This is a genomic window from Pseudoalteromonas sp. BSi20439, assembly GCF_000241165.1.
Classification (GTDB): Bacteria; Pseudomonadota; Gammaproteobacteria; order Enterobacterales; family Alteromonadaceae; genus Pseudoalteromonas.
Map to the genome: position 1 here is coordinate 1 of NZ_BADW01000186.1, position 25,676 is coordinate 25,676.

General features: G+C 40.3%; 21 protein-coding genes and 1 pseudogene. 5 read left to right on the forward strand and 17 right to left on the reverse strand.

Annotated elements, in window-relative coordinates:
• Positions 1-377: 377 nt before the first annotated feature.
• Positions 378-2,009 carry a response regulator gene (locus P20439_RS14390; RefSeq protein ID WP_008115221.1) on the forward strand — a complete coding sequence of 544 codons (1,632 nt, stop codon included), beginning with the start codon at positions 378-380 and terminating at the stop codon, positions 2,007-2,009.
• Between the two features lie 124 nt (positions 2,010-2,133).
• On the opposite strand, the gene msrB is transcribed toward P20439_RS14390, so the two are convergent.
• The 8 genes and pseudogenes from msrB to P20439_RS14430 form a co-directional block, all read right to left on the reverse strand.
• Entirely contained in the window at positions 2,134-2,574 is a 441-nt protein-coding gene (msrB, locus tag P20439_RS14395) for a peptide-methionine (R)-S-oxide reductase MsrB (protein ID WP_008115220.1), read from the reverse strand.
• 82 nt (positions 2,575-2,656) lie between these two features.
• A pseudogene (locus P20439_RS14400) lies at positions 2,657-3,096 on the reverse strand (hypothetical protein).
• Positions 3,097-3,104: 8 nt separating this feature from the next.
• Positions 3,105-3,605 carry a DUF2919 domain-containing protein gene (locus P20439_RS14405; protein ID WP_008115216.1) on the reverse strand — a complete coding sequence of 167 codons (501 nt, stop codon included), beginning with the start codon at positions 3,603-3,605 and terminating at the stop codon, positions 3,105-3,107.
• On the reverse strand, positions 3,602-3,946 hold the full coding sequence (locus P20439_RS14410) for a DUF3392 family protein (protein ID WP_008115215.1): 345 nt from the start codon (positions 3,944-3,946) through the stop codon (positions 3,602-3,604). The genes P20439_RS14405 and P20439_RS14410 overlap by 4 nt, the downstream gene beginning before the upstream one ends.
• A complete protein-coding gene (gene ligA, locus P20439_RS14415) occupies positions 3,939-5,960 on the reverse strand; it encodes an NAD-dependent DNA ligase LigA (protein WP_036934284.1) in 2,022 nt (673 codons plus the stop codon). Before ligA ends, P20439_RS14410 begins: the two co-directional genes overlap by 8 nt.
• A 77-nt stretch (positions 5,961-6,037) precedes the next feature.
• Positions 6,038-6,802 (reverse strand): cell division protein ZipA, encoded by a 765-nt coding sequence (zipA, locus tag P20439_RS14420; protein WP_008467949.1) that lies wholly within the window; start codon positions 6,800-6,802, stop codon positions 6,038-6,040.
• Between the two features lie 73 nt (positions 6,803-6,875).
• Positions 6,876-10,277 (reverse strand): chromosome segregation SMC family protein, encoded by a 3,402-nt coding sequence (locus P20439_RS14425; RefSeq protein ID WP_008115209.1) that lies wholly within the window; start codon positions 10,275-10,277, stop codon positions 6,876-6,878.
• Between the two features lie 68 nt (positions 10,278-10,345).
• Positions 10,346-11,077, reverse strand: a complete 732-nt coding sequence (locus P20439_RS14430) for an RNA methyltransferase (protein ID WP_008115207.1) — start codon at positions 11,075-11,077, stop codon at positions 10,346-10,348.
• A gap of 174 nt (positions 11,078-11,251) precedes the next feature.
• On the opposite strand from P20439_RS14430, the gene P20439_RS14435 reads away from it, so the two are divergent.
• Genes P20439_RS14435 through P20439_RS14445 form a run of 3 tightly spaced genes read left to right on the forward strand, consistent with a single transcriptional unit; the run spans position 11,252 to position 13,667 of the window.
• Complete coding sequence (locus P20439_RS14435) at positions 11,252-12,340, forward strand: YjgN family protein (protein ID WP_008115205.1); 1,089 nt, start codon at positions 11,252-11,254, stop codon at positions 12,338-12,340.
• Positions 12,340-13,380: a M48 family metallopeptidase gene (locus tag P20439_RS14440; protein ID WP_008115204.1), complete on the forward strand. Its 1,041-nt coding sequence runs from the start codon at positions 12,340-12,342 to the stop codon at positions 13,378-13,380. The genes P20439_RS14435 and P20439_RS14440 overlap by 1 nt, the downstream gene beginning before the upstream one ends.
• Complete coding sequence (locus P20439_RS14445; protein WP_008115202.1) at positions 13,377-13,667, forward strand: hypothetical protein; 291 nt, start codon at positions 13,377-13,379, stop codon at positions 13,665-13,667. Before P20439_RS14440 ends, P20439_RS14445 begins: the two co-directional genes overlap by 4 nt.
• A 64-nt stretch (positions 13,668-13,731) precedes the next feature.
• On the opposite strand, the gene speB is transcribed toward P20439_RS14445, so the two are convergent.
• From speB to P20439_RS14470, 5 genes are all read right to left on the reverse strand, one after another.
• Positions 13,732-14,655 carry an agmatinase gene (gene speB / locus P20439_RS14450; protein WP_008115201.1) on the reverse strand — a complete coding sequence of 308 codons (924 nt, stop codon included), beginning with the start codon at positions 14,653-14,655 and terminating at the stop codon, positions 13,732-13,734.
• Positions 14,656-14,658: 3 nt separating this feature from the next.
• On the reverse strand, positions 14,659-16,572 hold the full coding sequence (speA, locus tag P20439_RS14455; RefSeq protein ID WP_008467952.1) for a biosynthetic arginine decarboxylase: 1,914 nt from the start codon (positions 16,570-16,572) through the stop codon (positions 14,659-14,661).
• A gap of 144 nt (positions 16,573-16,716) precedes the next feature.
• Positions 16,717-17,175: a GNAT family N-acetyltransferase gene (locus P20439_RS14460; RefSeq protein WP_008467955.1), complete on the reverse strand. Its 459-nt coding sequence runs from the start codon at positions 17,173-17,175 to the stop codon at positions 16,717-16,719.
• Between the two features lie 185 nt (positions 17,176-17,360).
• Complete coding sequence (locus P20439_RS14465) at positions 17,361-18,920, reverse strand: BCCT family transporter (protein ID WP_008115194.1); 1,560 nt, start codon at positions 18,918-18,920, stop codon at positions 17,361-17,363.
• Positions 18,921-19,324: 404 nt separating this feature from the next.
• Positions 19,325-21,571 carry a bifunctional diguanylate cyclase/phosphodiesterase gene (locus tag P20439_RS14470; protein WP_008467957.1) on the reverse strand — a complete coding sequence of 749 codons (2,247 nt, stop codon included), beginning with the start codon at positions 21,569-21,571 and terminating at the stop codon, positions 19,325-19,327.
• A 317-nt stretch (positions 21,572-21,888) separates the two neighbouring features.
• Here P20439_RS14470 and cysZ point away from each other — a divergent pair, with 317 nt between their 5' ends.
• On the forward strand, positions 21,889-22,599 hold the full coding sequence (gene cysZ / locus P20439_RS14475) for a sulfate transporter CysZ (protein WP_370587363.1): 711 nt from the start codon (positions 21,889-21,891) through the stop codon (positions 22,597-22,599).
• Between the two features lie 42 nt (positions 22,600-22,641).
• Here cysZ and rlmM read toward each other — a convergent pair whose 3' ends face one another.
• From rlmM to P20439_RS14495, 4 genes are read right to left on the reverse strand one after another with little or no spacing between them, the layout of a single operon-like run.
• The gene (gene rlmM / locus P20439_RS14480; RefSeq protein ID WP_008115188.1) at positions 22,642-23,727 is read right to left on the reverse strand and encodes a 23S rRNA (cytidine(2498)-2'-O)-methyltransferase RlmM; all 1,086 of its coding nucleotides are present in this window, start codon (positions 23,725-23,727) and stop codon (positions 22,642-22,644) included.
• A gap of 17 nt (positions 23,728-23,744) precedes the next feature.
• Positions 23,745-24,113: a DUF423 domain-containing protein gene (locus tag P20439_RS14485; protein WP_008115187.1), complete on the reverse strand. Its 369-nt coding sequence runs from the start codon at positions 24,111-24,113 to the stop codon at positions 23,745-23,747.
• A complete protein-coding gene (locus P20439_RS14490) occupies positions 24,106-24,762 on the reverse strand; it encodes an alpha/beta family hydrolase (RefSeq protein ID WP_008115186.1) in 657 nt (218 codons plus the stop codon). Before P20439_RS14490 ends, P20439_RS14485 begins: the two co-directional genes overlap by 8 nt.
• Positions 24,762-25,658, reverse strand: a complete 897-nt coding sequence (locus P20439_RS14495) for a transcriptional regulator GcvA (RefSeq protein ID WP_008115185.1) — start codon at positions 25,656-25,658, stop codon at positions 24,762-24,764. Before P20439_RS14495 ends, P20439_RS14490 begins: the two co-directional genes overlap by 1 nt.
• Positions 25,659-25,676: the final 18 nt, after the last annotated feature.

Genomic DNA, 25,676 nt, shown 5'->3' on the forward strand with positions numbered 1-25,676 from the left:
TCTAAATCCTCCAGTACCACCTTACATTTTAATATTCATTATCCTCCACTTTTTTAGTTCAAGTTCAGTATTAATTACCATTTAGAAATTCGTTACCAAGTAATTATTCGGTTTCAAAAAATCAGTATTCCAATCACATACCAAAAATTTATCTTTCGAGTTTTATTATCTCCAAAATCATTTTGTTTAAACTTACTTTATTACGCGTGCTATTCATTTACTTTAAATGGGTTTTTAGCTCTTTTAAGGTAAAAATATAAACCTTTAGAATTAATTTGCTTAATAAGCTCTCATCTTCGAGGCGAATCTTTAAATTACCTTGTAAGCGTCTAAACTGTTGATTATAGTCTGTGTTAAATTCAATTACGCTTAAGCCAATGTCTAAAAATATTTTCAATGAAGCAAAAATACTGATTGTAGAAGAGCAGCCACTTGCTCAAAGCTACATGAAACAGTCGCTCGAAAAAATTGGCTTTGGACATATGCGTTTTGCAGATCATGCTCTAGCGGCAAAAGAACAATGCTTACATGAAGAATTTGACTTGGTAATTTGCTCTTTTAATCTAAGCAAACGCCAAGATGGCTACCAGCTTTATGAAGAATTACGCGCTAAAGCATTAATAAAACACTCTACTGGGTTTATTTTTACATCTGCGGAAACTAGCGGAGAGTTAGTTCACAGTGTATTAGAACTTCAACCCGATGACTTTTTAGTAAAACCCTTCTCTGTACAAGAGTTAAGAGTGCGCATAGAGCGTATTCTCAAACGTAAAAGCGACTTAAAAGCTATATACACTTTAATTGATGACGACAACCAATCTAAAGCACTAAAACAAATTAATGCCCAACTTGAAAAAAGTAATAAATACAGCCCTATTCTACTTAGATTAAAAGGTAATATTTTACTGGCGTTAAAGCAAAACCAAGAAGCGAAAGACTTTTTTAAATCAGTTTTGAATATTCAAAAGTTTGCGTGGGCAAAAGTAGGATTAGTAGAAGCTTTAATCGCTAACAATGAGCATATTTTAGCTCAGCGTATGCTTAAAACAATGCTTGAACGTAATGAAACTCGACTTATAGCCTTAGACTTATTAGGCCGTTTAGAGATAAAACTAAACCAATTTGATTTAGCACAAGACTTTTTAAGTCAAGCGGCACATATTGCCCCGCGTAACATAGATCGTCAAAAATCATTGAACAGCGTATCGCTCATTAATAGAGATTATGAAACCAGCTACTTAACTCAAAAAGATATTGCCACTTACGCTAAGTACTCTATGCATGATAGCCCAGATATTTATTTAAATGCCGCTCGTGCTGGGATTGATTTTGCATTGACCACAGATCAAACTGACCAAATAAACAGGATATCTCGTCAAACAAATAAATATATCAATGAACTAAAAACACAGTTTCCAACCAGCAACGCACAAACCCAAATTGATGTACTTAATGCGCGCCTTTATTATTTAAAAGATGAACATAAAAAAGCGAAACAGCTCATTGAGCAGCTTGATGACAACGATACTCAGATACGTTCAGTAGATGGTGCCCTTGATAAAGCAAAAGCACTACATGAACTAGGATTTCACCAAAAGGCGCAAGCCCTGTTTAGCCATATTATTGATCATTGCGAGCGCCACCCAAGTAGAAGCGACGCTACCTACTTGCGTTATATACAACAACAGCAAAGTGAAAGACGTGATATTAAAATGGGGCCGAAAGAACTTAATAATCATGCTGTTAAACAGTTTGAGCGTGGCCAATTGAATGTTGCCTTAGAAGCATTTAGCCAAGCCTTTAGAGTCATGCCACACAATCCAAGTATTGCGCTTAACTTGTTACAATGTTTGGTCGATAAATCAAAAAAACATGGTGATTCTTTCAATAGTGTATTAGCTCAAAAGTGCTTTAAACTATTAAAAAAATCACCCTTAGCAGAAGAGCAATCAGAGCGGTTCGATAAACTACTTCAGATTGCTAAAGAAATGAAACTAGAGATTAGTTAGAGCCTGTTTGGCATTAATGCTACGTTATCGCCTATTTATGGGGAGTAACCACACCACATAGGCGCTGCCTTGCCTAAATCCCAAACAAACCGCTGCAAATTTAACCTTGAAAGGTCAACAGACCCTAGAGCTTTTTCATTGCCAGTGCGTTTACACAGTAGCGTAAACCAGTAGGAAGTGGCCCATCAGGGAAAATATGCCCTAAATGCGCATCACACACATTACAAACAACTTCAACTCGCTCCATGCCATGACTATTATCCATGACATAACCAATCGCTTCCTCAGTTGCCGGTTGGGTAAATGAAGGCCAGCCGGTGCCACTATCAAACTTTTCATCTGCATCAAATAGTAAGTTGTCACAACAAACACACACATACTTACCTGGCTCTAACAAGGTACAACTACTCGAACTATTTGGTCGTTCAGTTCCCTTTTTACGGGTCACATAATATTGCTCTTCGTTTAACAGTTCGCGCCATTGCTGATCTGTTTTAACCACTTTTCGAACCGGTGTTGGATTACCATGGTTGGCAAAATTAACAATATCGTTCCACTTCAACATAACAACCTCATTACGTTATTAATTTAACTAGCAATCATTTACTTGTAGTCTGGTACGCCTGTGGCTAATACCACGATCAACGCTATCTAAAGACTATAGTGTGCTTTTCTGTTGCTGTAAGTATACGGCTTACATAGGCATGCAATTGGGCTTGACTGCCAGGAATGCTCACGCTTAATTGTCTGTCATTATTACTGTGCACTATTAGTTCATCGTTTCTTATTTCTATCGACTCAATATTACTGATGACTAACCAATGCGGGCCATTTTTTTTATCAAACAGCCCTGTTAAACTAAAAACAAATAAGTGCTGCGCATCGCGTTGAATAAAATTACGCAGCGGATTGCGCATTTTAAACAACGGCGTTAATCGGTAACAACACGAACAAAACACCACAACCCACATTACTAACCCAGCTTTAAACCAAAGGAATTCGCCTAAAGAAAAAAATAGCCACACGCTATAATTACGAGCCCTATTAAAGCGACTACTTGTGCTATTTTTTTATTAATACTGTGCATAATCTCGCTTACTTTTTATCGGTTGCTTTTTCTGTCGGCTCAGGCCAATCACTAAAAAAAACACTTAAATAACGACTTTTTGCCAAATACCACAACACCCATAATACAATCACCATTTGCACAGCTAAAAATAGTGAGAAGCGATAATGGCTGTGGGCAGCTTGAATACTCAACCACGACAAATCAATTAACGCACATACAATGAGTGGCCAACGCATATACCGCCAAATACACGCCAAGCGTTGTGTTGCTTGATGCGAGTCTCTTGGTCTGCGTAAACAAAATAAAATAGTAGGTACAATCGCTACTGCACCGATCGCTATAGCAATAAAAAAATCATTTTTTGATCTAAAAAACAATGACATTAAATCAAGCTCAGGTCGACGACTCAACGCGGCTATCACCCAAATAAAATAGGCACGCAATAGTACTAAAATACTCAAGTGGAATGCTAATGGCGTACGATAGCTACCATATTTATCCCAGTATTCAGGCCCATATCGACTCACAACTGATTTTTCCTATCGGCAATAGTGCCCAAAATAAAAAATGCCACTAATAAGGTAAGCGCTAACCACTTAGTGCCAAAAAACAATAAAGCTTTAGTTAGCAGTGGGCTTAACCACACCACTAACAAGCCAAAGCCAAACGCAGTTATCAACACAAAACACGCCACCCTAATAATAAAGTGGCGCCTAGCTACCACCCCTTTGGTTAACTTTAAAATGTCATCAGCATAAAGCGACACTAAGCACACCATTAAAAGCAGTGATAAATGCGGCAAATAGCCCTGTAACCATTGGCCTAGGTCAATTAACAAGGTATTAAGTATATTTGTAAAACTAGCCATTATGAGTCTCTAACAAAGTAATTAAATCATCCTCTGTCAGTATTTCTATACCAAGCTCTTGCGCTTTGGTGAGCTTAGAGCCGGCTTTTTCGCCCGCCACTAAGGCATCTGTTTTTGCTGAAACACTGCCAGAAACCTTGGCGCCTAATTTTTGTAGGCGCGCTTTTGCATCATTACGATTAAGCGTATTAAGCGTCCCAGTTAGCACATAAGTTAAACCCGCTAGCGGCTGTTCTTGCTCTGATGGCGCTGTTAACTGTGGCCAGTTTACTCCTTGCGCTATTAATTCGTTTACCACTGTCAGGTTATGCTCTTCAGTAAAAAAGCCGCGAACATGCTTCGCCACTATTTCACCTACATCGCTTACTTCTATTAGTTGTTCAATGCTGGCATCAATCACGTTTTCAAGCGTTAAAAAGTGATTAGCCAAATTCTGAGCTGTGGCCTCACCGACCTCACGAATACCCAGTGAATATAAAAACTTTGCTAAGGTAGTGGTTTTAGCATCATCAAGCGCCGCAACTAAGTTTTTTGCTGATTTTGGTCCCATTCGTTCAAGTGATTCAAAATGTCCCTGCTTTAAAATAAATAAATCAGCAGGGGTTTTGATCAGCTCTCGGTCAACTAATTGATCAACAATTTTGTCGCCTAAGCCGTCAATATCTAAAGCCTTACGTGAGGCAAAATGTTTAATCGCTTGTTTGCGCTGTGCTTGACATACCAAGCCGCCTGTACAACGTGCAACAGCTTCACCTTCAACCCGCTCAACGTGCGAGTCACAAATTGGGCACATAGTTGGAAACACAATCTCTTTTGCATCGCTTGGGCGTTGTTCAAGCACTACTTGGGTAATTTGTGGGATCACATCCCCAGCGCGACGAATAATCACAGTGTCGCCCACTTTTACGCCTAAACGGGCAATTTCATCAGCATTATGCAGCGTTGCATTCGATACCGTAACACCACCAACAAATACCGGCTCTAGTCGCGCAACAGGGGTAATAGCCCCAGTACGCCCTACTTGAAACTCTACATCTAGCAAGTGTGTTATTTCTTCTTGCGCCGGAAACTTATAAGCAATAGCCCAGCGCGGCGCACGTGCAACAAAGCCCAGGCGCTCCTGTAGGGCTTTTTTATTTACTTTTATTACCACGCCATCTATTTCATACTTTAGCTCGCTACGGCGCGTTAAAATGTCGTTATAATAGGCAAGCGCGGCCTTTGGGCCTTCAACTAATTTTGTTTCTGGGCACAGTGGTAATCCCCAGTCGGTAAGCTTGGCAAGTTGCTGGTAATGATCTTCAGGTAATGTGCCATCGGCGACCAATCCGGTGCTGTAGGCATAAAACATTAGTGGCCGTTTTGCGGTAATTTTTGAGTCGAGCTGACGTAAACTGCCCGCTGCCGCATTACGTGGATTTACAAAAACTTTGTCACCGCGCTTTTCTGCTTCGGCATTAAGCTTGTCAAACCCAGCGCTATCCATAAACACTTCGCCGCGCACTTCAAGCTCACGCGGGTAATCATCACCGCGTAGCTTTAATGGCACATTACGAATGGTTTTTACATTTTGGGTAATATTTTCGCCAGTAAAACCATCGCCACGGGTAGCTGCTTGCACTAATACCCCATCACGATAAATAATCGATACCGCTAAACCATCCAGTTTAGGCTCACAGCAAAATGTAAGCTCATCTGTGCTCATTAAACGCTCTTTAATACGACGATTAAAACCGCTAAATTCGTCTTCACCAAAGGCGTTATCTAGCGATAACATAGGCACTTGGTGTGCTACTTGCTCAAACTTGGCAAGCGCCGCCCCACCTACTTTTTGCGTAGGTGAATCGGCTGTTAAAAACTCAGGGTGGTGGGTTTCTAATTCACTCAGTGTCCGTAACAAGCGATCATATTCGGCATCGGGTATGCTGGGCGTATCAAGCACATAGTAACTGTAATTGTGTTGCTCAAGCGTGGTACGAAGATGATTAATTTGTTCACTAATGCTGCTTGCCATGTAGACCTCAAAAAACATAAAAAAAGCCACTTTGACGTGAACGCCCAGTGGCTTACAAAATTTAACTTATGCGTATATTACGCAGAAAATGCGCGAACCTGCTCAACATATTGACGAATACGCTCTACCGTCATTTCGTTTCGCTCAGCATCCAAGATTTCAGCTCCAAATTCATCTGCTAGCTTCTTAGCGGCGCTGTGCAGCATATTAAACGCAGCAAGGCCATCGCCATCACATGGTAGAGTCATAAATAAACTAACGCCTGCGGTGCTGAACTGTTCCATATTATCAATATCGAACGTGCCAGGGTTATACATATTTACCAGTCTAAATAACACCGGCCCTTGGCCTGCAGGGTCTAGATGGCGATTAAAAAAGCCTTCTTCTGAATATTTAAAACCTAGCGTGTTAACTGCTGGCAGTAATTTACTGCCTTGCATGGTCAGTCCTTCTGGCATTTGAATATGTACAATTACAAAGTCAGCAATGTCTTTAGGGGCGTCTTGTTGTGTATCAACAGCCTCTTCGGTTACGACTTCAAGGTCATCTTCAATAGCTGTATCAGCTGGGCTAACATCTATTTGTGGCTCATCAGCGCTGAAGTTTAACTCACTCATTTGTGGCTCTTCGCGTTGCGCTAACGTTGGCTCTTGTGGCTCTTGTGGCTCTTGTGGCTCAGTATGCACAGATGAAGGCTGCTGTTCTTGAACAGGTTCAACTCGCTCGCTTGCAGGGAGTTCAGCATTCTCTTTTTTTCTTACTGACCACAAACCGTGTATTAATAAGCCACCAATGACAAACACACTGATCACAATTAAAACCCATCTTAATTCTTCGGCCATCCCCTCACCTTTTATTATTAATATGCCTAACTGCCATCATTTTACCCAAAACAACTAGCAAATGACTATAAAATTATGCATGTGCAAGTTGCACCGCTTGTTCAATATCTACAGCAACCATGCGCGACACGCCGGGCTCTGCCATGGTTACACCCGTTAATCTACCTGCCATTTCCATTGCAATTTTATTATGGCTTATATAAATAAACTGCACAGATTGTGACATTTCTTCAACCAATCGGCAAAAACGAACCACATTAGCATCATCTAATGGGGCATCTACCTCGTCCAGCATACAGAATGGAGCTGGATTGAGCCTGAATATAGAAAACACCAATGATAATGCGCTCAGCGCTTTTTCTCCACCACTTAACAAATGAATTGTCGAATTTTTTTTACCTGGCGGCCTTGCCATTATACTAACACCACTTTCGAGTAAATCGTCACTGGTTAATTCTAAGTAAGCACTGCCGCCGCCAAATACTTTTGGAAAAAGCTGGCCAAAATCGTGGTTTACCTGATCAAACGTGGATTTAAAGCGCGTTTTTGTTTCACGATCTATTTTATGAATAGCGCCTTCTAAAGCTGTTAATGCTTGGGTTAAATCATCCAGCTGATTATTTAAATAATCACTTCTTTGCTTAGCTTGTTCAAATTCATCAATGGCTGCAAGGTTAACGGCTCCTAATTGCTCTAGCTGATTACTTACTCCAGCAAGTTGATTTTGCGCCGCATTTAATGACAACTCTGCAGGAAGCTCTGCTAATACCTGTTTTAAATTTTGATTAAGCTCACTAAGTGGCTCTAGTACCGCTTGCGCTTTTATTAGTAAGCTTTGCTCTTCAATGCTCAGTTTTTGGTGTTGCTCTTGTAGTGCCACCAGCTCAGCTTGTGACGTTTTTAAACTCGCTTGTTTGTTTTGTAATTCTTGTTTTGCTTGAGCTAACTGCTGTTGAATATCCACAAGGGTTTGTTCGCCTTGTTGGTGCTGTACTAATAATTGTTCAATACTTAGTGCAAGCTCTTGCTCAGGAATAAGTAACGCCTCAATTTGCTCTATTAGCTCTTGCGTTCCTTCTACAGCCATTGTTAATGCTTGTTCGGCATGGTTCAACTTGGTTTGACTGAGCTGCCACTCACTACGCACTTTTTGCTCATTAAGGTCTGCCTGATGTGCTTGCGTTTTATATTGTTCAGCATTATTCAAAACTTGTTTGTAACGCTCATCACTATTTATTCGTGTGCTATCGGCTTGGTTAAGCTCTTCAGCTAATACCTGTAATTGCTGTGCAAGCTGTTCATTTTTATCGAGCTCTTCGCTCAATAATTCGCTTAACTGCTGTTGTTGCTCTAGCAGAGGCAGACGCTGTTGTTGTAATTTTGTTAGCTGCTGCAGATGTTGATTAGCTTGCGCTTTAAGCATATCGCCACGCGTTGTTGCTACAGCAAGTTGTTGTGCTAATTGATGAATAGTGTCTTTGCGCTCATTTTGCTGAACAGTTAACAATGCAGCCTGCGTTTTATGTTCTTCAAGCGTGGAGTGTGCGTTCGTCAATGCCTGTTGTTGTTGCTCAAGTAAGGTACCTTGCTGCTTAAGCTTTTTGTGCATTAATAATAAAGAATTTTCTGCATTTTTATCGCCACTCACATGCCAATTTCGACCATGTAACGCACCTTGCTTGTCTATCACTGCAATAAAACTGGCATCGTTAAGATGATGTGTTTCACCCTCGGCATCATAGGCAATGTGGTTTAATAACTCGGGGTAGATACCGGCGCTAATAAACGCAGCAATACTATGCCTAGCTACAGACTGCGAAGGCATTTGCCACGTGCTATTTTCTGCTTTACCCGGTGAAATATGAATGTGCTCAAGTGATGACAACGCCTGCTCGACTAAAAACTCATAACCAGGCTGAACAGTTAACTGCTTGAATAAAGTTAAATTTTTATCGCTGTTTTTTTCAAGTCTAAGGGTGGTTTTTAGCCCTGCTATACCGGCTTTTAGTTCATTAACTTGCTGAGATAAATGCTGCCATTGCTGCTGAGCCTCATTGAGGTGTTGCTGCTGTATTGACTGAGTACTTTGACCTTTACTATGAGCAGTTTGCGCGCTCGCTAATTGCTCTGTCAGCGTTTGCCTATGCTGCTGTTGCTCAGTTAATTGCTGCTCTATCTCACTGCGTTTTAACTCATCTATTTGCTCATCAAGCTGCGTTAGCTGTTGCTTAACATAACTGATTTTCTGTTCTGTATGTTTTACTGCATTTGCATGCGCTAGCTGCTGATTATTTAATTGTTGATAGTCTTCTGTTAACGATTGCCACTGTGATGTGTCGGCATTTTTAATCTCCAGCAGCTGATTAACCTCATCGGTAAGCTCTATAACTTGCTCGCTACACATTAAGTGATGCTCAATAGCCTGTTGCAAGCTGTCATCTAACTCTTGGCAGAGACTTTGTTGCTGTGTTTTGACTTCTTCACTTTGATTTTTTTGCTGCTCTAACTTGGCTAAGTTTTGTTTCAGTGACAGCGTTTGTTGCTTAATACTAATTGCCTGCTGTTCACTGCGAGTCAATTCGGTATGCGTATGGTGCTGCTGTTGCTGTGCATCATCGAGTTTATCTTGCTGAGCTTGTACTTGAGCATCAAGGCTTGCCAGAACATCATCATGGCCTGAATGCGCCGTTTTAAAGAAGCTGATTTGTTCATCCAGCTTTTTGATTTGCGCACTTTTATCAAGCTGTTGCTGATGCAGCTTTTGCCATTTTAATACCGCTATTTGCCCCTTTAAGGTGCGTTCTTGGGTTTTAAATTCACGGTATTTTTTAGCATCAACCGACTGAACTGCCAGTTTATCGAGTTGATTTTGTAACTCTTGGCGAACATCTAGCAGCCGTTCGAGGTTTTCTCGGGTGCTTTTTATGCGTGTTTGTGTTTCACGGCGGCGCTCTTTGTATTTAGAGACCCCAGCGGCTTCTTCTAAGAAAACACGCAGCTCTTGCGGTTTGCTCTCTATTAAACGTGAGATCATCCCTTGTTCAATAATAGCGTAGCTTCGCGGCCCAAGACCCGTGCCTAAAAATATGTCGGTAATATCACGTTTTCGGCATTTACTGCCATTTAAAAAGTACAATGACTGACCATCGCGAGTCACCAAACGCTTAATAGCCACTTGGTTACGATCAGCAAAAGTATTAGGTAACTTACCTTGGGTATTATCAAATATTAGTTCAACGGAGGCTTGCGAAATGGGCTTGCGGTTAGTAGAGCCATTAAAAATGACATCAGTCATGGCATCGCCACGTAAATTTTTAGCTGAACTTTCACCAAGCACCCATCGCACCGCATCAATGACATTTGATTTGCCACAGCCATTAGGGCCGACAACACACGTCATTTGATCTGGAAATGGAATTTTAGTGGGCTCTACAAAAGATTTAAAGCCCGCTAATTTTATAGTGCTTAAGCGCATTTTATTGTTATTACCGATTTATTATTGTTTTTTACTATAAGTAACTTAACGCATAAATAGCTAAAAAGTTAAGCTTGGCGTTTAAAATTATCTAAAATAATACCCGTGGCCATTGCTACATTAAGCGACTCTGCACCGCCAAAAGCCGGAATGGTTATTTTGTTGCTCACTAATTTTGCACACTGCTGGCGTATGCCATGTGACTCGCTGCCCATTAATAACACACCTTTCCCAGCAAACTGACAGTGATGAACATTCTCGCCCTCTAAAAATGCACCATAAATTGGTACATTTAAAGATGTTAAATAACTGGATAAATCAACTTGGCTTACCGATACACGTACGAACGAGCCCATTGTGGCGCTAATTGTTTTTGGGTTATACGGATCGGCACTGTCAGTGCTGGCAACAATGTGTTTTATACCGTACCAATCAGCCACGCGAATGATGGTACCTAAATTACCCGGATCAGACACACCATCTAAGGCTAATATTAAGCTGTTTTCATCCGGTAATGTGGTAGTTGGCATATCAACAATTGCAATAGCCGCATTATTACTTACCAAAGTACTTACCTTTGTTAACTGCTCTTCATCTGCTGTAATAAAATGCGTTTGAGGGTATGCGCTTTGGTTATCATCAATAAAACTTTGCGTTGCAAATACATCGGTTACTTTTAATGGGCTATTTAATAACTCCAGTACGTTTTTTTCGCCTTGTACTAAGTATTGATTAAATTGCTTGCGATACTTTTTTTGGCCAAGCTGGCGAATAAGTTTAAGTTGGTTTTTTGAAATCATGACAGCCCCATTAAATTATTTGCACAGTATACCAGAGGTGACTTAAAGTGCAGCCCTATAAACAGTAAAAGCAATAAAAGTAGCCTACTTACAATCAGCTAGCTAATTATAAAGATTGTTTTTATTTTCTAAAAAAGGTAAATTCACAAAAAAACAACATGGATATCTTTTTAAATGGAATCAGTAAACCCAACTTCACCTGAGTCAAATCAAACACCCTCCGCTATTTTTAGTGGTAAAGTACAATTTAGCGGCAAAGGCGGCGAATTTTTTGGTATATGGATTGTTAATATACTACTAAGTATTATTACTCTCGGAATTTATTCTGCCTGGGCAAAAGTACGCACCTACCGTTATTTTTACGGTCATACGCGTATCGACGGCCATAGCTTTGACTATCTAGCGACCCCAATACAAATTTTAAAAGGACGCATTTTAGCGGTCATTGTATTTTTAATTTACACCCTACTTAGCAGCCTAGCACCGACGATAGGTCTTTTGTTTGCTATTGGCTTTTTATTTTTATTGCCATGGATCATTAACCAAGGCATGCGTTTTAATATGCGTATGACCCGCCATCGTAATGTACGCTTTGCTTTTTCAGGTAATTACGGCGATGCATTTATTAACTTTGTTTTATTGCCTATAGCAAGTGTTTTCACATTATACCTATTACTACCGTATGCATTAAAACGAATTGATCAATATATGCATGAAAACATCAGCTATGGAAATAAACCACTTACGGTAAATCTTCAGGGCGAACGCTATTATATTGCTGCACTTATTACCCTAGGAGTCGCAATTGGTGGCTTAGTTATTTTTGGCATCTTTGCTGGCGCAAGTGCCTTAACTATCGATAACTTAAACACACAAAACGTTAGCCTTTCAACAATTGTAGTGCCGCTATTAATTGCTGCGTTATATATTGCATTTTTAACACTGGTAGGCGCTGTTTATCATTCGATTATTCGAAATCATATTTTTAATAACAGCGAATTTACAGAGGTTGCTACCTTTGAGTCGAATTTAAAAGCCATTGACTACGCTATTTTACTATTTACCAATGTACTGGCAATTATGTTTACCTTAGGGCTTGCCTACCCTTGGGCTAAAGTACGTAGAGCAAAGCTGTTAGCATCGGTTACAGAAGTCTCTATTTATAGCGGCGCACTTTCGTTAATTGATGTTGCACAAAATGAGCAATCATCATTTGCTGAAGAAGCTGCCAATGTATTTGATATTGATATTTCACTTACCTAATGAGTAATTATCCTATTTTTGGCTGTTATTATTACCCTAATAGCAGCCAACATATCAAAAGCTATGCACACCTTTCCCATGAGCAAATAACACTTGTTGACTCTGAGAATACGACGTTACTTTCATCAACAATAGACGATTGCCAGCTTGATAGTCCGTTATCTGGCATGGCGTCTGAGTTGAATTTTGCTAACGGTGGGCGATTTATTCCTCAAGATGTAGAATTTAGGTGGCCATTCGCGCTTAAAAAGCATGGACTGAGTGAACGACTCGAAAAAAATAAAATGCTTATTGTTGCATCTGTGCTGCTAATTCCCCTATTGCTTTGGTTAATTTTATCCCGCTTAATACCATCAGTAGCCGTTTATAGCGTTAACTTAGCACCTAGCTCGACAATTGAAACGATGGGGGAGCACACGCTCAGTGTGATAGAAAAAGTCGCATTAGAGCCATCTCAACTTGCTGCTAAAAAGCAAACAGAAATACAGCAGCAATGGCGTTTAATGCTTAACTCGCTCAATTTAGACAGTGCAAAATTTAGACTCTCTTTTTATCAGTCAGATTATTTTTCAGCTAATGCGTTTGCTCTTCCAAATGGTCGTGTTGTTGTAACTGACGAACTTGTTGCACTATTAAAAAATGATCCTGATGCCCTGCGTGCTGTTTTACTTCATGAAATTGGTCATGTTCAGCACCATCACAGCATTCGCCTTGCAGCACAAGCTGCAGCTAGCACCGTTGTATTTGCAGTTATCTTTGGTGACTTAGAAGGTATATTAGAAGTCGTGCTTGGCTCTGGTTCATCTTTTTTACAACAAGCGTTTTCGCGAGATATGGAACAAGAAGCCGATATATATGCGATTAAAAACCTTTTAAAATTAGGCTATTCTAACCACGACTTTGCTGATGCAATTGAAGCACTGGAAAAGAATTTAAAAGCGCGAGAAGGGACCTATGATGAAACTTGGTTAAAGTATTTATCAACGCACCCAAGTTCCCAAGAGCGAATAGAATATGCGAGGCAATATAAACCACAATGACCCCTGAACTGAATTTATTGTTATTAGTTATCATTATGATAACGCTTGGCTACGGATTTATTTATCCGCGCTTTGCAGGCAGCAGCTTTAAAAAAGTATCGGTGCAAGATTTATTTGCAACAGGCATTACGCTATTAATTGCATCTACCCTTTATTACAACTCAGGCGTGCAATTTAGCTGGTTAATATTTGAAGTTAATTGGTTTTGGTTTACTTTTTTAACTTACGTCATAATCGAAATTCCGGTGTTTTTTATTTATGCTAAAAAGCACAATATGCAGTTTTAATCGTCTTTTATTTGCATACAAAAAAAGCGCCAAATCGGCGCTTTTTAATCTACATTAACACATATTAATATTTATGCTTAAGTGCCCACAAATGCAGTAATTCACTGGCAATCGTTGCAGCGGCAATGGCGGTAAGCTCACTTTGGTCGTACGACGGGGATACTTCAACCACATCCATTCCCACCATATTAATGCCTTTAAGTGCGCGTAAGATTTTAAGCACTTTATCAGAGGTTAAACCACCACACACTGGTGTGCCCGTACCTGGTGCAAAGGCGGGGTCTAAACAATCTATATCAAAGGTTAAGTAAACCGGTAAGTCACCCACTCGCTCAATAATCTGAGCTGCAATATCATTCGCATGCAGATCATTGGCTTGCATGGCATCAATCACTGCAAACTCATGCTTGCTTTGATCAAAGTCGGTACGAATGCCTAGCTGAATACTGTGATTAACATCAATTAACCCTTCCATTGGCGCATGATAAAACATGGTGCCGTGATCAAAACGCGAACCGTTACTGTAAGTATCAGTATGCGCATCGAAATGCACTAAAGCCATTTTGCCATGAATTTTTGCATGTGCGCGCAATAGCGGTAAGGTTACGAAATGATCGCCGCCCAAGCCTAATAATGTTTTACCTTGGCGAAGTATTTGCTCTGCCGCCATTTCTAGTTGCGCGGTAAAATATTCAGGGTCGCCTACCGGATAGGTAAAATCGCCAGCATCCGCCACGGTTAAGCGCTCAAACAACGGAAATGTCCACGGGTATTTGGTATCTTCCCACGCTAAATGCACTGACGCTCTGCGAATAGCATCAGGCCCTAAGCGGGCACCAGGGCGCCCTGAAGTAGCCAAATCAAACGGTAAACCCAGTACCACTACATCGGCTTCAATCGAGTTAATGTTTTGTACCATAGGACGACGTAAAAACGTCATCCCATTTGAGTACAATGAGTGGTCAACACAACCAAACAAGCTAGACATTTCTTATAACTCTTCTAAATAAGTGTAGCCATCAAGGCCGCTTTGCAACTCGTCTAAAACGCTTTGCTGTTCATCAGGTGCAATTTTTGCGCTCACTAACTGCGCATATGACTGCTGAAAACCTTCAACATCTAAATGTACATAACGCATCATGTCAGCCACAGTATCACCATGATTAATTTCTGTAATACTAGCAACACCTTGTTCATCCATATTGATAATAGCACTGTGCGTATCACCAAATAAGTTATGCATATCACCTAAAATCTCTTGATAGGCACCTACTAAGAAAAACCCCATCAAATATGGTTTATCTGCTGTGAACTCAGGTACTGGCAATGTACTTTCAATACCTTGACCATCAACATAGTGCTCTAAAGCGCCATCAGAATCACAAGTAATATCCAATAACACAGCCCGTTTTTGTGGAGCTTGCGTTAAACCACTTAATGGCAATACCGGAAACACTTGGTCAATACCCCACGCGTCAGGCAATGACTGAAACAATGAGAAATTGACAAAAAACTTGTCCGCTAAACGCGCATTCAGATCATCTATAATCGGTCGATGAAAACGGTTTTTGTTATCCATTAATTTATTAAGTTCATAACACACGCGTAAGTTTATTTGCTCTGCCCATGCACGCTGAGTTAAATCTAATAATCCCATTGCAAACTGGCTATGCGCTTCAGCTAAATCACCTTGGCTGTCGTGAAAAATCTCAATTAATGCACGGTCATCAGTAAGCACATGCAATTGTTGCCATGAAATCCACATATTTTTAAGTAACTGCGGCGCATCATCAGCTGGCGCTTCTATTTCTTCCGGTGTATACGTTTCGGTGCCAATTACATTGGAAATTAGTACCGCGTGATGCGCTGTTAATGCTCTTCCCGACTCTGAAATAATGGTAGGAAAAGGCTGTTTATACTGCTTACAAATATCACCTATGGTGTACACAATATTATTTGCGTATTCGGCTAAACTATAGTTCATTGAGTTGTGTGATTGACTGCGTGTACCGTCGTAATCAACCGCTAAACCGCCCCCTACATCAAGGCACTCTATGTGTGCACCCAACTTACGTAATTCACAATAAAAACGCGCAGCTTCACTTACACCTAAGCGTACATCACGAATGTTGGCCATTTGCGACCCTAAGTGAAAATGCACAAGCTGTACTAAATCAAGCTGGTCTGTTTCTTTTAAGCGGTTTACTACATACAGCACTTGTGAAGCAGATAACCCAAACTTAGATTTTTCACCGCCACTGGCCTGCCATTTACCTTTGCCTTGCGAGGCTAAACGCACACGAATACCAATACGCGGTTTTACATTAAGTTCTTTGGCTTGGCTAAGCACCATGTCCAGCTCAGACAGTTTCTCAAGTACGATATACACTTTATGGCCCAGCTTTTCGCCAATCAGCGCTAAGCGCACATATTCTTTATCTTTGTAGCCATTACACACAATCACCGCACTGGTTTTTTCAGCCAATGCTAATACGGTTAATAACTCTGGCTTGCTGCCTGCTTCTAAACCTAGCTGTTTTTTTTCTACTTGTGCTTGACTGGCAACAATTTCTTCAACGACTTCGCGCTGTTGATTTACTTTAATCGGATAAACTAATAAATAGTCTTTTGGATACCCATAGCTTTCTATTGCGGTATTAAATGCGCCACATAAGCTATGCACACGATGGTGTAATATTTGTGGAAAACGAACGAGTGCTGGCAAACTTAAGCCTTTTTCTTCAAGCTGCTTAGCAATGTCTGTTAGTGCAATGGTTTGCTGTGGGGCATCAGCCTTTGGCGCAACATACACATCACCTTGATCATTAATACCAAAAAAACCTTGGCTCCAATGACGAACGTTGTAGCTCGTACGAGCTTGTTCTAGTGATGTTGTCTCTTTCATTTATCTTTCTCTTTTATTTATGAATGCCAAACCGGCTAGTTGCCGCGCATTAAAAGAAAAATAGTGATTCATGTCCAACAAGTATTTCTACTCGTAACGAGTTAGGATTGAAATTGATAAATAAAAGCTTCAAACAAAGCAATATTAGCTGAGCGCAAGCTCCATAAATAAGCTATTCGGGTTTTCTGTGTATTCACCAAAAGGGGCACATTGCACAAACCCTAAATTCTCATAAAGATGGATTGATTGTATTTGCTTTGGTCCTGTTTCTAGTTTTATGATTGGGATTTCTTCTTCGCCTGCATAGTGCAATAAAATTTGCATAATACGCCGCGATAAGCCTTTTCCGCGATAGCTAGGTTTTACGTAAAGCCGTCTAATTTCGCCATACCAGCTACCATCAAATTGCTTTACTATTGCGCCACAGGCAACTATTCCGTCTTGATTTTTTAACCCTACAGCGTAAACGCCCGGTAAACCAAGCTCATTAACTGTAAGCGCTTGTGAAGTTGCTACAGGATATAATGAGCTAATAAGTCGATCTATGTCAGCAAATACGTTGATCACATCCTGATCACAAGGGTCTAAGTCGACTAACTGCATGGTTTATCTCAAGGTTATGCTTAAATATATTTAAACTATACCGTATCGATAGGAATGAACAACCTACTTAGGCTAAGTTATTTTTAGTGGGTTAGTTTATTGCTAGGATAATAAATAGCTCAATAACAAGGTGAGAATATGATGTACCCAGAAAAAGAGCGCTTATTAGCGCTCTTTATCAATTATTAAAGTCCTTGTTCGTCTGCCATTTTCTTAACTATTTGTGGTGCCGTCCACAGTGACGGTAGTAACACAAACGAAACTGGCACCGCAGTGACCACAATAAACGACTGCAAGGCTGAAATTCCGCCCTCGCCTATAGAAATAAGCAACGCCGCCATCACCCCCATCATGATCCCCCAAAACACTCGAATAGACGTTTGTGGGTGATCGGTACCCGTCATTACCATAGATACCGAATAAGTCATTGAATCACCGGTTGTTGCCACAAAAATGGTGGTCAGTACTAAAAATAACACCGACACAACAAACCCCATGGGTAACTGCTCAGTAATGGCTAACAATGCCGCTGGTAAATTAAGCCCTGCGAAAGGTTCTGATATAACACCGGGGTTATTTAACTCAAAAAAGATGCCTGAGCCACCCACAATAGTAAACCAAAAGCAGGTGATTACAGGGGCAACCACAGAAATAAGTAAAATCATTTCACGGATAGTTCGGCCACGCGATATACGCGCAACGAACATAGCCATTAATGGGCCATAACCTAAAAACCAGCCCCAAAAGAATACGGTCCACCAGTCTAGCCATGGTTTATCAGCACGAAATGTAGCCATAGGAATAAAGTTATCTAAATACAAACCGAAGGAGTGAATGTAACTGTCGATAATAAACGCAGTAGGCCCCATCAGTAAAATAAACAACATCAGTACTACAGCTAATACAACATTAAAACGGCTTAGTAGCTGAATACCTTTAGTAACGCCACTTACCGCTGAAAGTGTATAAATGCCAATTAAACTAAATAAAATAACTACTTGTGTGGTGTAGGTGTCAGGAATACCAAACAATTTATCTAGGCCAAAACTCACCTGTAAGCCTAAAAAACCAATTGGACCCACAGTGCCAGCAACCACAGCGAGTACACAACATGCATCAACAATAGTACCAAGCGCCCCTTTCATGGCACGATCGCCAAACACGGGGTAGAGCAAAGTACGTGGTTTAAGTGGTAAGCCTTTTTCGTAATGAAGATGCATATAAACAATGCCGGTCAAACTGCCTAAAATAGCCCAGGCTAAAAACCCCCAGTGCATAAAGCTTTGTGCAAGGGCGTTATAGGCGGCATCATTAGTGCCAGTTTCACCGCCAAATAATGGGGGCGGAGAAATAAAGTGTGCCATTGGCTCTGCTGCGGCCCAGAATACACCGCCACCAGCAAGCAAAGTACACATAATAATACTTATCCATTTGAAGGTAGATATTTCAGGGGTTTTTAAACCACCCAGCACCACTGAGCCGGTGCGGCCTACGGCCAAAAATATACCAATTACAAAGGTTAATAACAGCAAGACTTGCCAAAAGGCGCCAAATATTTTGGTGGAGAAGGCAAAGGCAGAGTTTATCCAATCCGACATCAGTTTTATGTCGTACAGTGCCAGCGCGGCAAATAAAACTAATATACCGCCACTGATTAAAAAAACGGGTATATCAACCCCTTCCAGAAACTTTACCCGGGAAGAATGTGTTTCACCCGACTTTAAAGCTGCTTTCGTGGTATTCATTTATCGCTCCTAATGGTTCTTTAAAGTTACCGACATAGCGACATACCATGACACCACTCTAAACCCTAGTTTCAACAAACGACAAAGCAACTCAAAAGCGAGTTTCAAGTACTTGTCGTGTTCACGTTTAGATAATGTCACAACAAGTAGACTTATTGCCAATTGCTAACTAGTTTAACGCGTTAAAAACGCTAAACCAATGCCGCAGCAATGATTTGTGCAATAGTTACACAATAATAAACAATAAATTACATCTAAGTAGCAAATAAACAAAAAATATACATTTCTGCTTTAGCTAAAGCGCAGTAAGTGACTAAACGTTACTGCCTAATGAGAGCGTAAACAAAGCGACTTATCGATTAGGATAACTAAATTTGCCGCCTCAGTAAGTGAGTAACACGAGATTATTGATGCTGTTTATGCCATGTTAAATAGTTACTGTGTGTTAATGGCCTCGCAAATAAATAACCTTGCACCGCGTTTACACCCATCGACTTTAATATATGTAGTTGCTCAGTACTTTCGACCCCTTCGGCTACAATGTTAATATCTAAACTATGACCTAAACCAATAATAGACTGCACAATGCTTTGCCCTGATGCGTTATCTAGCACTTTATCGATAAAGCTTTTATCTATTTTTAGTTCATCTATCGGAAAAACACTCAAGTGTTTTAAACACGAATAACCAGTACCAAAGTCATCAATCGAAAACACAAACCCCTGCGATTTTAGTTCTTCCATTTGCTTTACCGTACTCATTAAATCACCCGCTAACATTGACTCAGTGATCTCTAATTTAATTTGTGAGGGTGATACATCATATGTCTCAATCGCTTTGAACAACTCTCCTTTTAAAGTAGAAGAATTAAACTGACATTGGCTAATGTTAATAGACACATTAAATTGGTTTTTCAGTACTTTATGAGCACGAAGCGTTTCCAGTAAAATACAAATATCGCGCAATACAATGTTTTGTAACTTTTGAATTAAGCCAAATTGCTCAGCAATCGGAATAAACGCATTAGGAGAAATTAGCCCTTTGGTTGGGTGGTTCCATCTTATAAGTGCTTCTGCACCAATAATACTGCCGTCAATTGATAATTGAGGCTGAAAGTAAGCACAAAATTCATCACATGCAATCGCTCTTACTATATCTGTTTCAAGCTCAGTTTGATTTTCCAGTAAGGTTTGCAATGCAGGATCGTAAAAACTACTACTATTACCGCCCTTCATTTTAGAGCGATACATAGCGGTATCTGCAAATTTTAAAATATTTTCGCTAATGGCATTGGCGTTATTAATTAAACATATACCTATACTGCAGCTTACCTGAAACGCTAAATCCCCTACCTCAAACTTGTCGTAAAAAACGCTTTGTACCACTTTAGCCATTAATTCTGACTCAAGACTCGCTTGCTTATGGCTATCTCCTACATTCTCAATGAGTATAATAAATTCATCACCGCCAACGCGGGCAAGGGTATCTGTTGGGCCTAAAACGCCAGTTAGTCGCTGTGAAAGCTCAACCAGTATTTCATCACCGGCATTGTGCCCTAATGAGTCGTTTATACGTTTAAAGTTATCTAAATCTAAGAATAAGAGTGCACCGGTATGGTCAGACTGCTTAATTCGCTCCACATACATGCTTAGTCTATCATTCAGCAACCTTCTATTTGGGAGGTTTGTAAGCGGGTCAAAAAATGCTAACCGTTGTACTTCTTCTTCTACAGCTTTACGAGTAGAGATATCTCTGGCCATCCATACCACATGTCGCTGCGAAGGATTATTAGGTTGATAACTTTCAAGCGGGGCTGTTCGCCCCTCAAATGTAAGCTGCTTACCTTTTATATTTAGCTGATACTCAAACACTTGGACTTCATTGGTCTGTAGAGTCTTGTCAATTACCGCCATAATAGGGCTGGCATCCTCGGGCGGCATAATGTCTCTAACATTTTGGTTAATAACGTACTCTTGGCTTAAATATAAGCTTTCATTAGCAGTGCCGTAGACGTTGGTATACTCGCCCTCTTCACTCAAAATAAGAGTTAGATCGGGAAGTACTTTTGTAAAGGCTTTAAACTTTTCATTACTTTGCTGTAACTCTGCAAGCAATGCTTCTGATTTCAGTGATTCGGTGTGCTTTTCTAAAGCAATACTGGTGAAATCAACAAAAAAGTCTATTAATTCTAAGTCTTGTGGTGTTGGTGACTTGGCACTGTCATGATAAATTGCAAAGGTGCCTAATATATCTGATTGGGTTGAAATAATAGGGGTTGACCAGCACGACCTTAAATCAAAATTCAATGCCAACGCTTTATAATTTTCCCATAAGGGTGATGTTGCAATATCTGAGGCAATAATTCGCTTTTTTTCATACGCTGCAGTACCGCATGAGCCAACGCTGGGGCCTATATGTACGCCATTAATGGCGTCACAGTAACCCTTTGCAATATTAGGGGCTGCACTATGAAATAGCTGCTCACCTTTGAGCGTTAATATAGAGCACTTTGCAGAAGCGTCTTCAATCAGCTCCTCAATAGATAAGCAAATATTTTCAAGCACCTCATCAAGTGGTGCACCCAAGGCTATTTTAGATAATATACTTTGTTGCTGAGAAAGCAGCTTTCTGACTCTCATTATTTCAATCAAATTATATTCCTCAACAATCACTTACGCTAAATGCGCCGCTATATTCTTATAAAGTGCTGTTTATAATAAATTATTATAGTAGCTCGACTATACATAATATTGAAATTAGCATCCATTGTAATTTAGTCTGTTGCGCGAGCCTAGGCACTTATGAAGGATTTAAATACCTCCTAAATGAATAATTTATTATTGCGACGTATGCAAGTGCCCTTTATTAAATACTTTGTTACTTAAAAGTACTGTTTAAAATCATCAGGCTATTTATAATAGCTAAAATATAAATAATTGGTGAGGTTAGTGTGCAAATAACACAAGGTATGGAATATTTTTTTTCCGGGTTTAAGTTAATTAGTCAAAAAGGGCTAAAACGCTTTGTGCTTATACCCTTACTTATTAATATTTTATTATTTGGTAGCTCCTTATTCTTTTTATTTGGCTGGCTTAGTGATGGCTTTAACGCTGTAAATTCAATGCTTCCAGAATGGCTTAGTTGGCTCGAATGGCTAATGTGGCCGATTGCTGTGCTGGTGGTGCTGTTTAGTTACAGTATGTTATTTACCGTTATTACTAACTTTATTGCTGCCCCTTTCAATGGCTTACTTAGTGAAAAAGTAGAGCTATACTTAACTGGTCAAAAAATTAACGATGACGGATTAGCTGATTTAGTAAAAGATGTGCCACGAATGCTGGGCCGAGAATGGACTAAGCTTTGCTACTACCTCCCACGCGCTATTGGCTTTTTTATTTTATTATGGGTGTTACCGGTAATAGGCCAAGTACTCTGGGTACTCTTTACCTGCTGGATGTATGCGGTGCAATATAAAGATTATGCTTTTGATAACCATAAAGTCAGCTTCACTCAAATGAAAAGTGACTTAAAAGGCAAACAAGGGTTATCTTATGGGTTTGGCTTTGCAGTAATGCTGTTAACCGCTATCCCTTTCATAAATTTAATTGTGATGCCTGTGGCAGTATGTGGCGCTACGCGGTTATGGGTTGAGCATTACCGACCACAATATCGTAGTTAAAAAAATGGGCCAGTTGGCCCATTTTTTATACTCGCTAATCGATTAACTATATAAGCTTTGTGGTACTTTAATTACATTTAAGTGTACCGTTATTTCTTCACGATCATGGTACAAATGCTTAGCTTGTAATTCGTAGCTGATACCGAACTTCGCCATTTCTTCTCTAATCATTTTTAGACATTCATACACACTGTCAAAGCGTTTTTTCATCGGTAATTTTAGATTGAAAATAAGCTCTTTTGCATAGGCATTTACTGCCCAGTCAATCATCAAGTTAGTTACTTTCGTTGGTTTTTCTACCATATCGCAAACTAACCAGGTTATGTTTCTTTTTTCTGGGCGGTATTTAAAACCATCTTCTCTAAAATGTTTTACTTGCCCTGTTTCCATTAAACTTTCATTCATTGGGCCATTATCTATCGCGCTAACAAACATACCACGGCGAACCAACTGATAAGTCCAACCACCTGGGCAAGCACCTAAATCAACGCTGCGCATGCCAGCTTGCACTCTTGACTCACGCTGCTGCTCAGAAATAAACACATTAAATGCCTCATCTAACTTAAGGGTTGAACGGCTTGGGCCATCGCTTGGCATACGTAAACGTAAAATACCCATAAAGAAAGGTGAGTTGTTATAACTGTAAGAGTAACCCACATACGCAGTATTATTAGCTAAAAACAGCACATGCATCACTGGACGATTTGCTTTTGGTTCACGTAATACGGTGTTTTGTTTCTCGAGTGCTTTTTTAAGTGGAGTTGATATTTTTTTACAAAAAGTCAGTAACTCTTTACCCTCGTTGGTATCGGGTGTTTCTACTCGCAGCTCAGAGCATAAAGTAAAGTCTTTTGCGGCATCAACAATAGCGCCCACTCTATCCTCTACAGGCATATTTTCTATCAAGTTACCGGCAAACCATTGGCGTGCGAACACCATATTCTTAAAATCAACTTTTTTGATTATTTCGTCGCTGTGCTGCGCTTCAAAACATTCATAAATAACATAACCGGTATTTGGTTTAGCTTTTACATACCCAGCAAACCCTTGCTCGGCGGCATGAAACGTTATTTCAGCAGCGGCATCGTTCTCAAAACCACTACGACAGTAAATCACAACACTAGACATATTAACCCTTAAACTCTTTAAAACTTAAATCGTGCAACTTGCACTAAAATAACTATCCAACCAATAATAAAGCACAGCCCACCCAAGGGGGTAATTGGGCCCAGCCACTTCAACCCTGTTAAGGCCAGTAAGTATAAGCTGCCACTAAATAACAGTGTACCTGCTATAAAAAAACCACCCGCTAGGCTTAAATTAATACCCCACTTTATTAAGATTGCCACTGCAATCAGTGCCAGCCCATGTACCATTTGATACTCAGCGGCGGTTTTAAAAATACCAATAGCATAATCTGATAAGCGGCTTTTTAAACCATGGGCAGCAAATGCGCCCAATATCACTGAAAATAGACAAAAGAAGCTGCCTGCGAGTAAAAATAGTTTAATCATGTTTTTTCTCTTTTATATTCTCAACAGTGTTTTTTATAAATTTAGCGGCCTGCATTGCTGCAACATTCAGGTTTTGCTGCTCTGTGATACCACTTTTTTTACGTGGTTTTAGTGAGTGGTCACCATCAGTTAACCATACATACTGCGGCTGTTTTGGCATCGCCATTGTGGCAAGCTCTTCGCGAGTACCAAAGGTGTCTCGTTCACCTTGCAGTACTAAAAAAGGACACGGTATATCTGCAAAGTGCTCTGTGCGAAGCTTTTCTGGCTTTCCCGGTGGATGAAACGGGTAACCAAACGCAAGTACGCCTAAAACAGCATGCGAGGTCGAACAAGCAAGCATAGACGCCATACGCCCGCCCATTGATTTACCCCCTATAAATAGCGGTAAATTTGCATCAGCTTGGCTAAGTATATGCTCAAAATAACTGAGTAGTTTGGGTGCTCGCTCTGGTGGGCGACGTTTATTGGTTTGTTTAGCAATGTGCATGTATTCAAAATCAAACAGCCCAACGTCAATACCACACTCACTTAGCTGTTTTGCCATGATTTGCATAAAGTCAGAGTCACTGCCAGCCCCTGCACCATGCGCAAATATAAACTGTGCGATTGCAGGTTGCTGACTGCTTTTAACCCATTCAATGCTCATTAATATTCTTGCTCCTGCTCAACGAGGCTTAACATCCAATCTTTAAATGACACAATTTTACCTAATTCATTTTGCGACTCACGGATCACTAAATAATAGGCGTTTTTACTTTCTAAACTGTGGTTAAACGGGATCACTAATCGCCCTGCATCAATATCTGGTTTTGCTAAAACACTATTACCAATTGCAACCCCTTGACCATGAACCGCAGCTTGCAGCACCATTGAGGAGTGACTAAAAATAGGCCCTTGGTTAACTTGTACATTGCGTACACCCGCGGTTTTCATCCAGGTTTTCCAGTTTTTACGCGTGGTGTCATGCAACAAGGTATGGTTTGCTAAATCACTTGGTTGATTAAGCGCTCTGGGTCCACTTAACAGTAATGGGCTACACAGCGGCACTAAGTATTCAGTGTGCAATTTATAAGCTTGTACGCCACTCCAATGACCACGACCATAGTAAATTGAAATATCAACATCGTCAGTTAACGAGTTTTCGTCTTGATCTTGGGCTTTAATTCGCACATCAATTTCTGGGTGTAATTCATTAAATAAGCTCAATCGAGGAATAAGCCATTGAATAGCAAAACTCGGAGTTAAACTCACTGTTAGCGAGCCTTTAGCACCTCGGGCTAATAGCTTTTCGGTTGCGTCAATTAACTGCGTAAAAATCTCTTTAATATCTAAAAAGTAGCCTTGACCTTCTTCGGTCAAAAGTAACGAGCGATTTTTACGTAAAAACAATTTTAACCCTAAGTGCTCTTCGAGGGTTTTAATTTGATGACTTACCGCAGCCTGCGTCACATACAACTCTTCTGCGGCTTTAGTAAAGCTTAAATGACGGGCTGCAGCTTCAAAAGCTTTTAGCGCGTTTAATGGAGGAACTCGTCTTGACATGGCAACCAAGCTTAGAAT

Bases quoted from the DNA above. Each gene is read 5' to 3' on its own strand.
- msrB (WP_008115220.1), bottom strand. From the start codon at position 2,574: ATGTTGAAGTGGAACGATATTGTTAATTTTGCCAACCATGGTAATCCA.
- P20439_RS14445 (WP_008115202.1), top strand. From the start codon at position 13,377: ATGACCCCTGAACTGAATTTATTGTTATTAGTTATCATTATGATAACG.
- P20439_RS14465 (WP_008115194.1), bottom strand. From the start codon at position 18,920: ATGAATACCACGAAAGCAGCTTTAAAGTCGGGTGAAACACATTCTTCC.
- cysZ (WP_370587363.1), top strand. From the start codon at position 21,889: ATGGAATATTTTTTTTCCGGGTTTAAGTTAATTAGTCAAAAAGGGCTA.
- speA (WP_008467952.1), bottom strand. From the start codon at position 16,572: ATGAAAGAGACAACATCACTAGAACAAGCTCGTACGAGCTACAACGTT.
- P20439_RS14440 (WP_008115204.1), top strand. From the start codon at position 12,340: ATGAGTAATTATCCTATTTTTGGCTGTTATTATTACCCTAATAGCAGC.
- P20439_RS14495 (WP_008115185.1), bottom strand. From the start codon at position 25,658: ATGTCAAGACGAGTTCCTCCATTAAACGCGCTAAAAGCTTTTGAAGCT.
- P20439_RS14410 (WP_008115215.1), bottom strand. From the start codon at position 3,946: ATGGCTAGTTTTACAAATATACTTAATACCTTGTTAATTGACCTAGGC.
- P20439_RS14390 (WP_008115221.1), top strand. From the start codon at position 378: ATGTCTAAAAATATTTTCAATGAAGCAAAAATACTGATTGTAGAAGAG.
- P20439_RS14430 (WP_008115207.1), bottom strand. From the start codon at position 11,077: ATGATTTCAAAAAACCAACTTAAACTTATTCGCCAGCTTGGCCAAAAA.
- P20439_RS14435 (WP_008115205.1), top strand. From the start codon at position 11,252: ATGGAATCAGTAAACCCAACTTCACCTGAGTCAAATCAAACACCCTCC.
- zipA (WP_008467949.1), bottom strand. From the start codon at position 6,802: ATGGCCGAAGAATTAAGATGGGTTTTAATTGTGATCAGTGTGTTTGTC.
- P20439_RS14425 (WP_008115209.1), bottom strand. From the start codon at position 10,277: ATGCGCTTAAGCACTATAAAATTAGCGGGCTTTAAATCTTTTGTAGAG.
- P20439_RS14485 (WP_008115187.1), bottom strand. From the start codon at position 24,113: ATGATTAAACTATTTTTACTCGCAGGCAGCTTCTTTTGTCTATTTTCA.
- speB (WP_008115201.1), bottom strand. From the start codon at position 14,655: ATGTCTAGCTTGTTTGGTTGTGTTGACCACTCATTGTACTCAAATGGG.
- P20439_RS14460 (WP_008467955.1), bottom strand. From the start codon at position 17,175: ATGCAGTTAGTCGACTTAGACCCTTGTGATCAGGATGTGATCAACGTA.
- P20439_RS14490 (WP_008115186.1), bottom strand. From the start codon at position 24,762: ATGAGCATTGAATGGGTTAAAAGCAGTCAGCAACCTGCAATCGCACAG.
- rlmM (WP_008115188.1), bottom strand. From the start codon at position 23,727: ATGTCTAGTGTTGTGATTTACTGTCGTAGTGGTTTTGAGAACGATGCC.
- ligA (WP_036934284.1), bottom strand. From the start codon at position 5,960: ATGGCAAGCAGCATTAGTGAACAAATTAATCATCTTCGTACCACGCTT.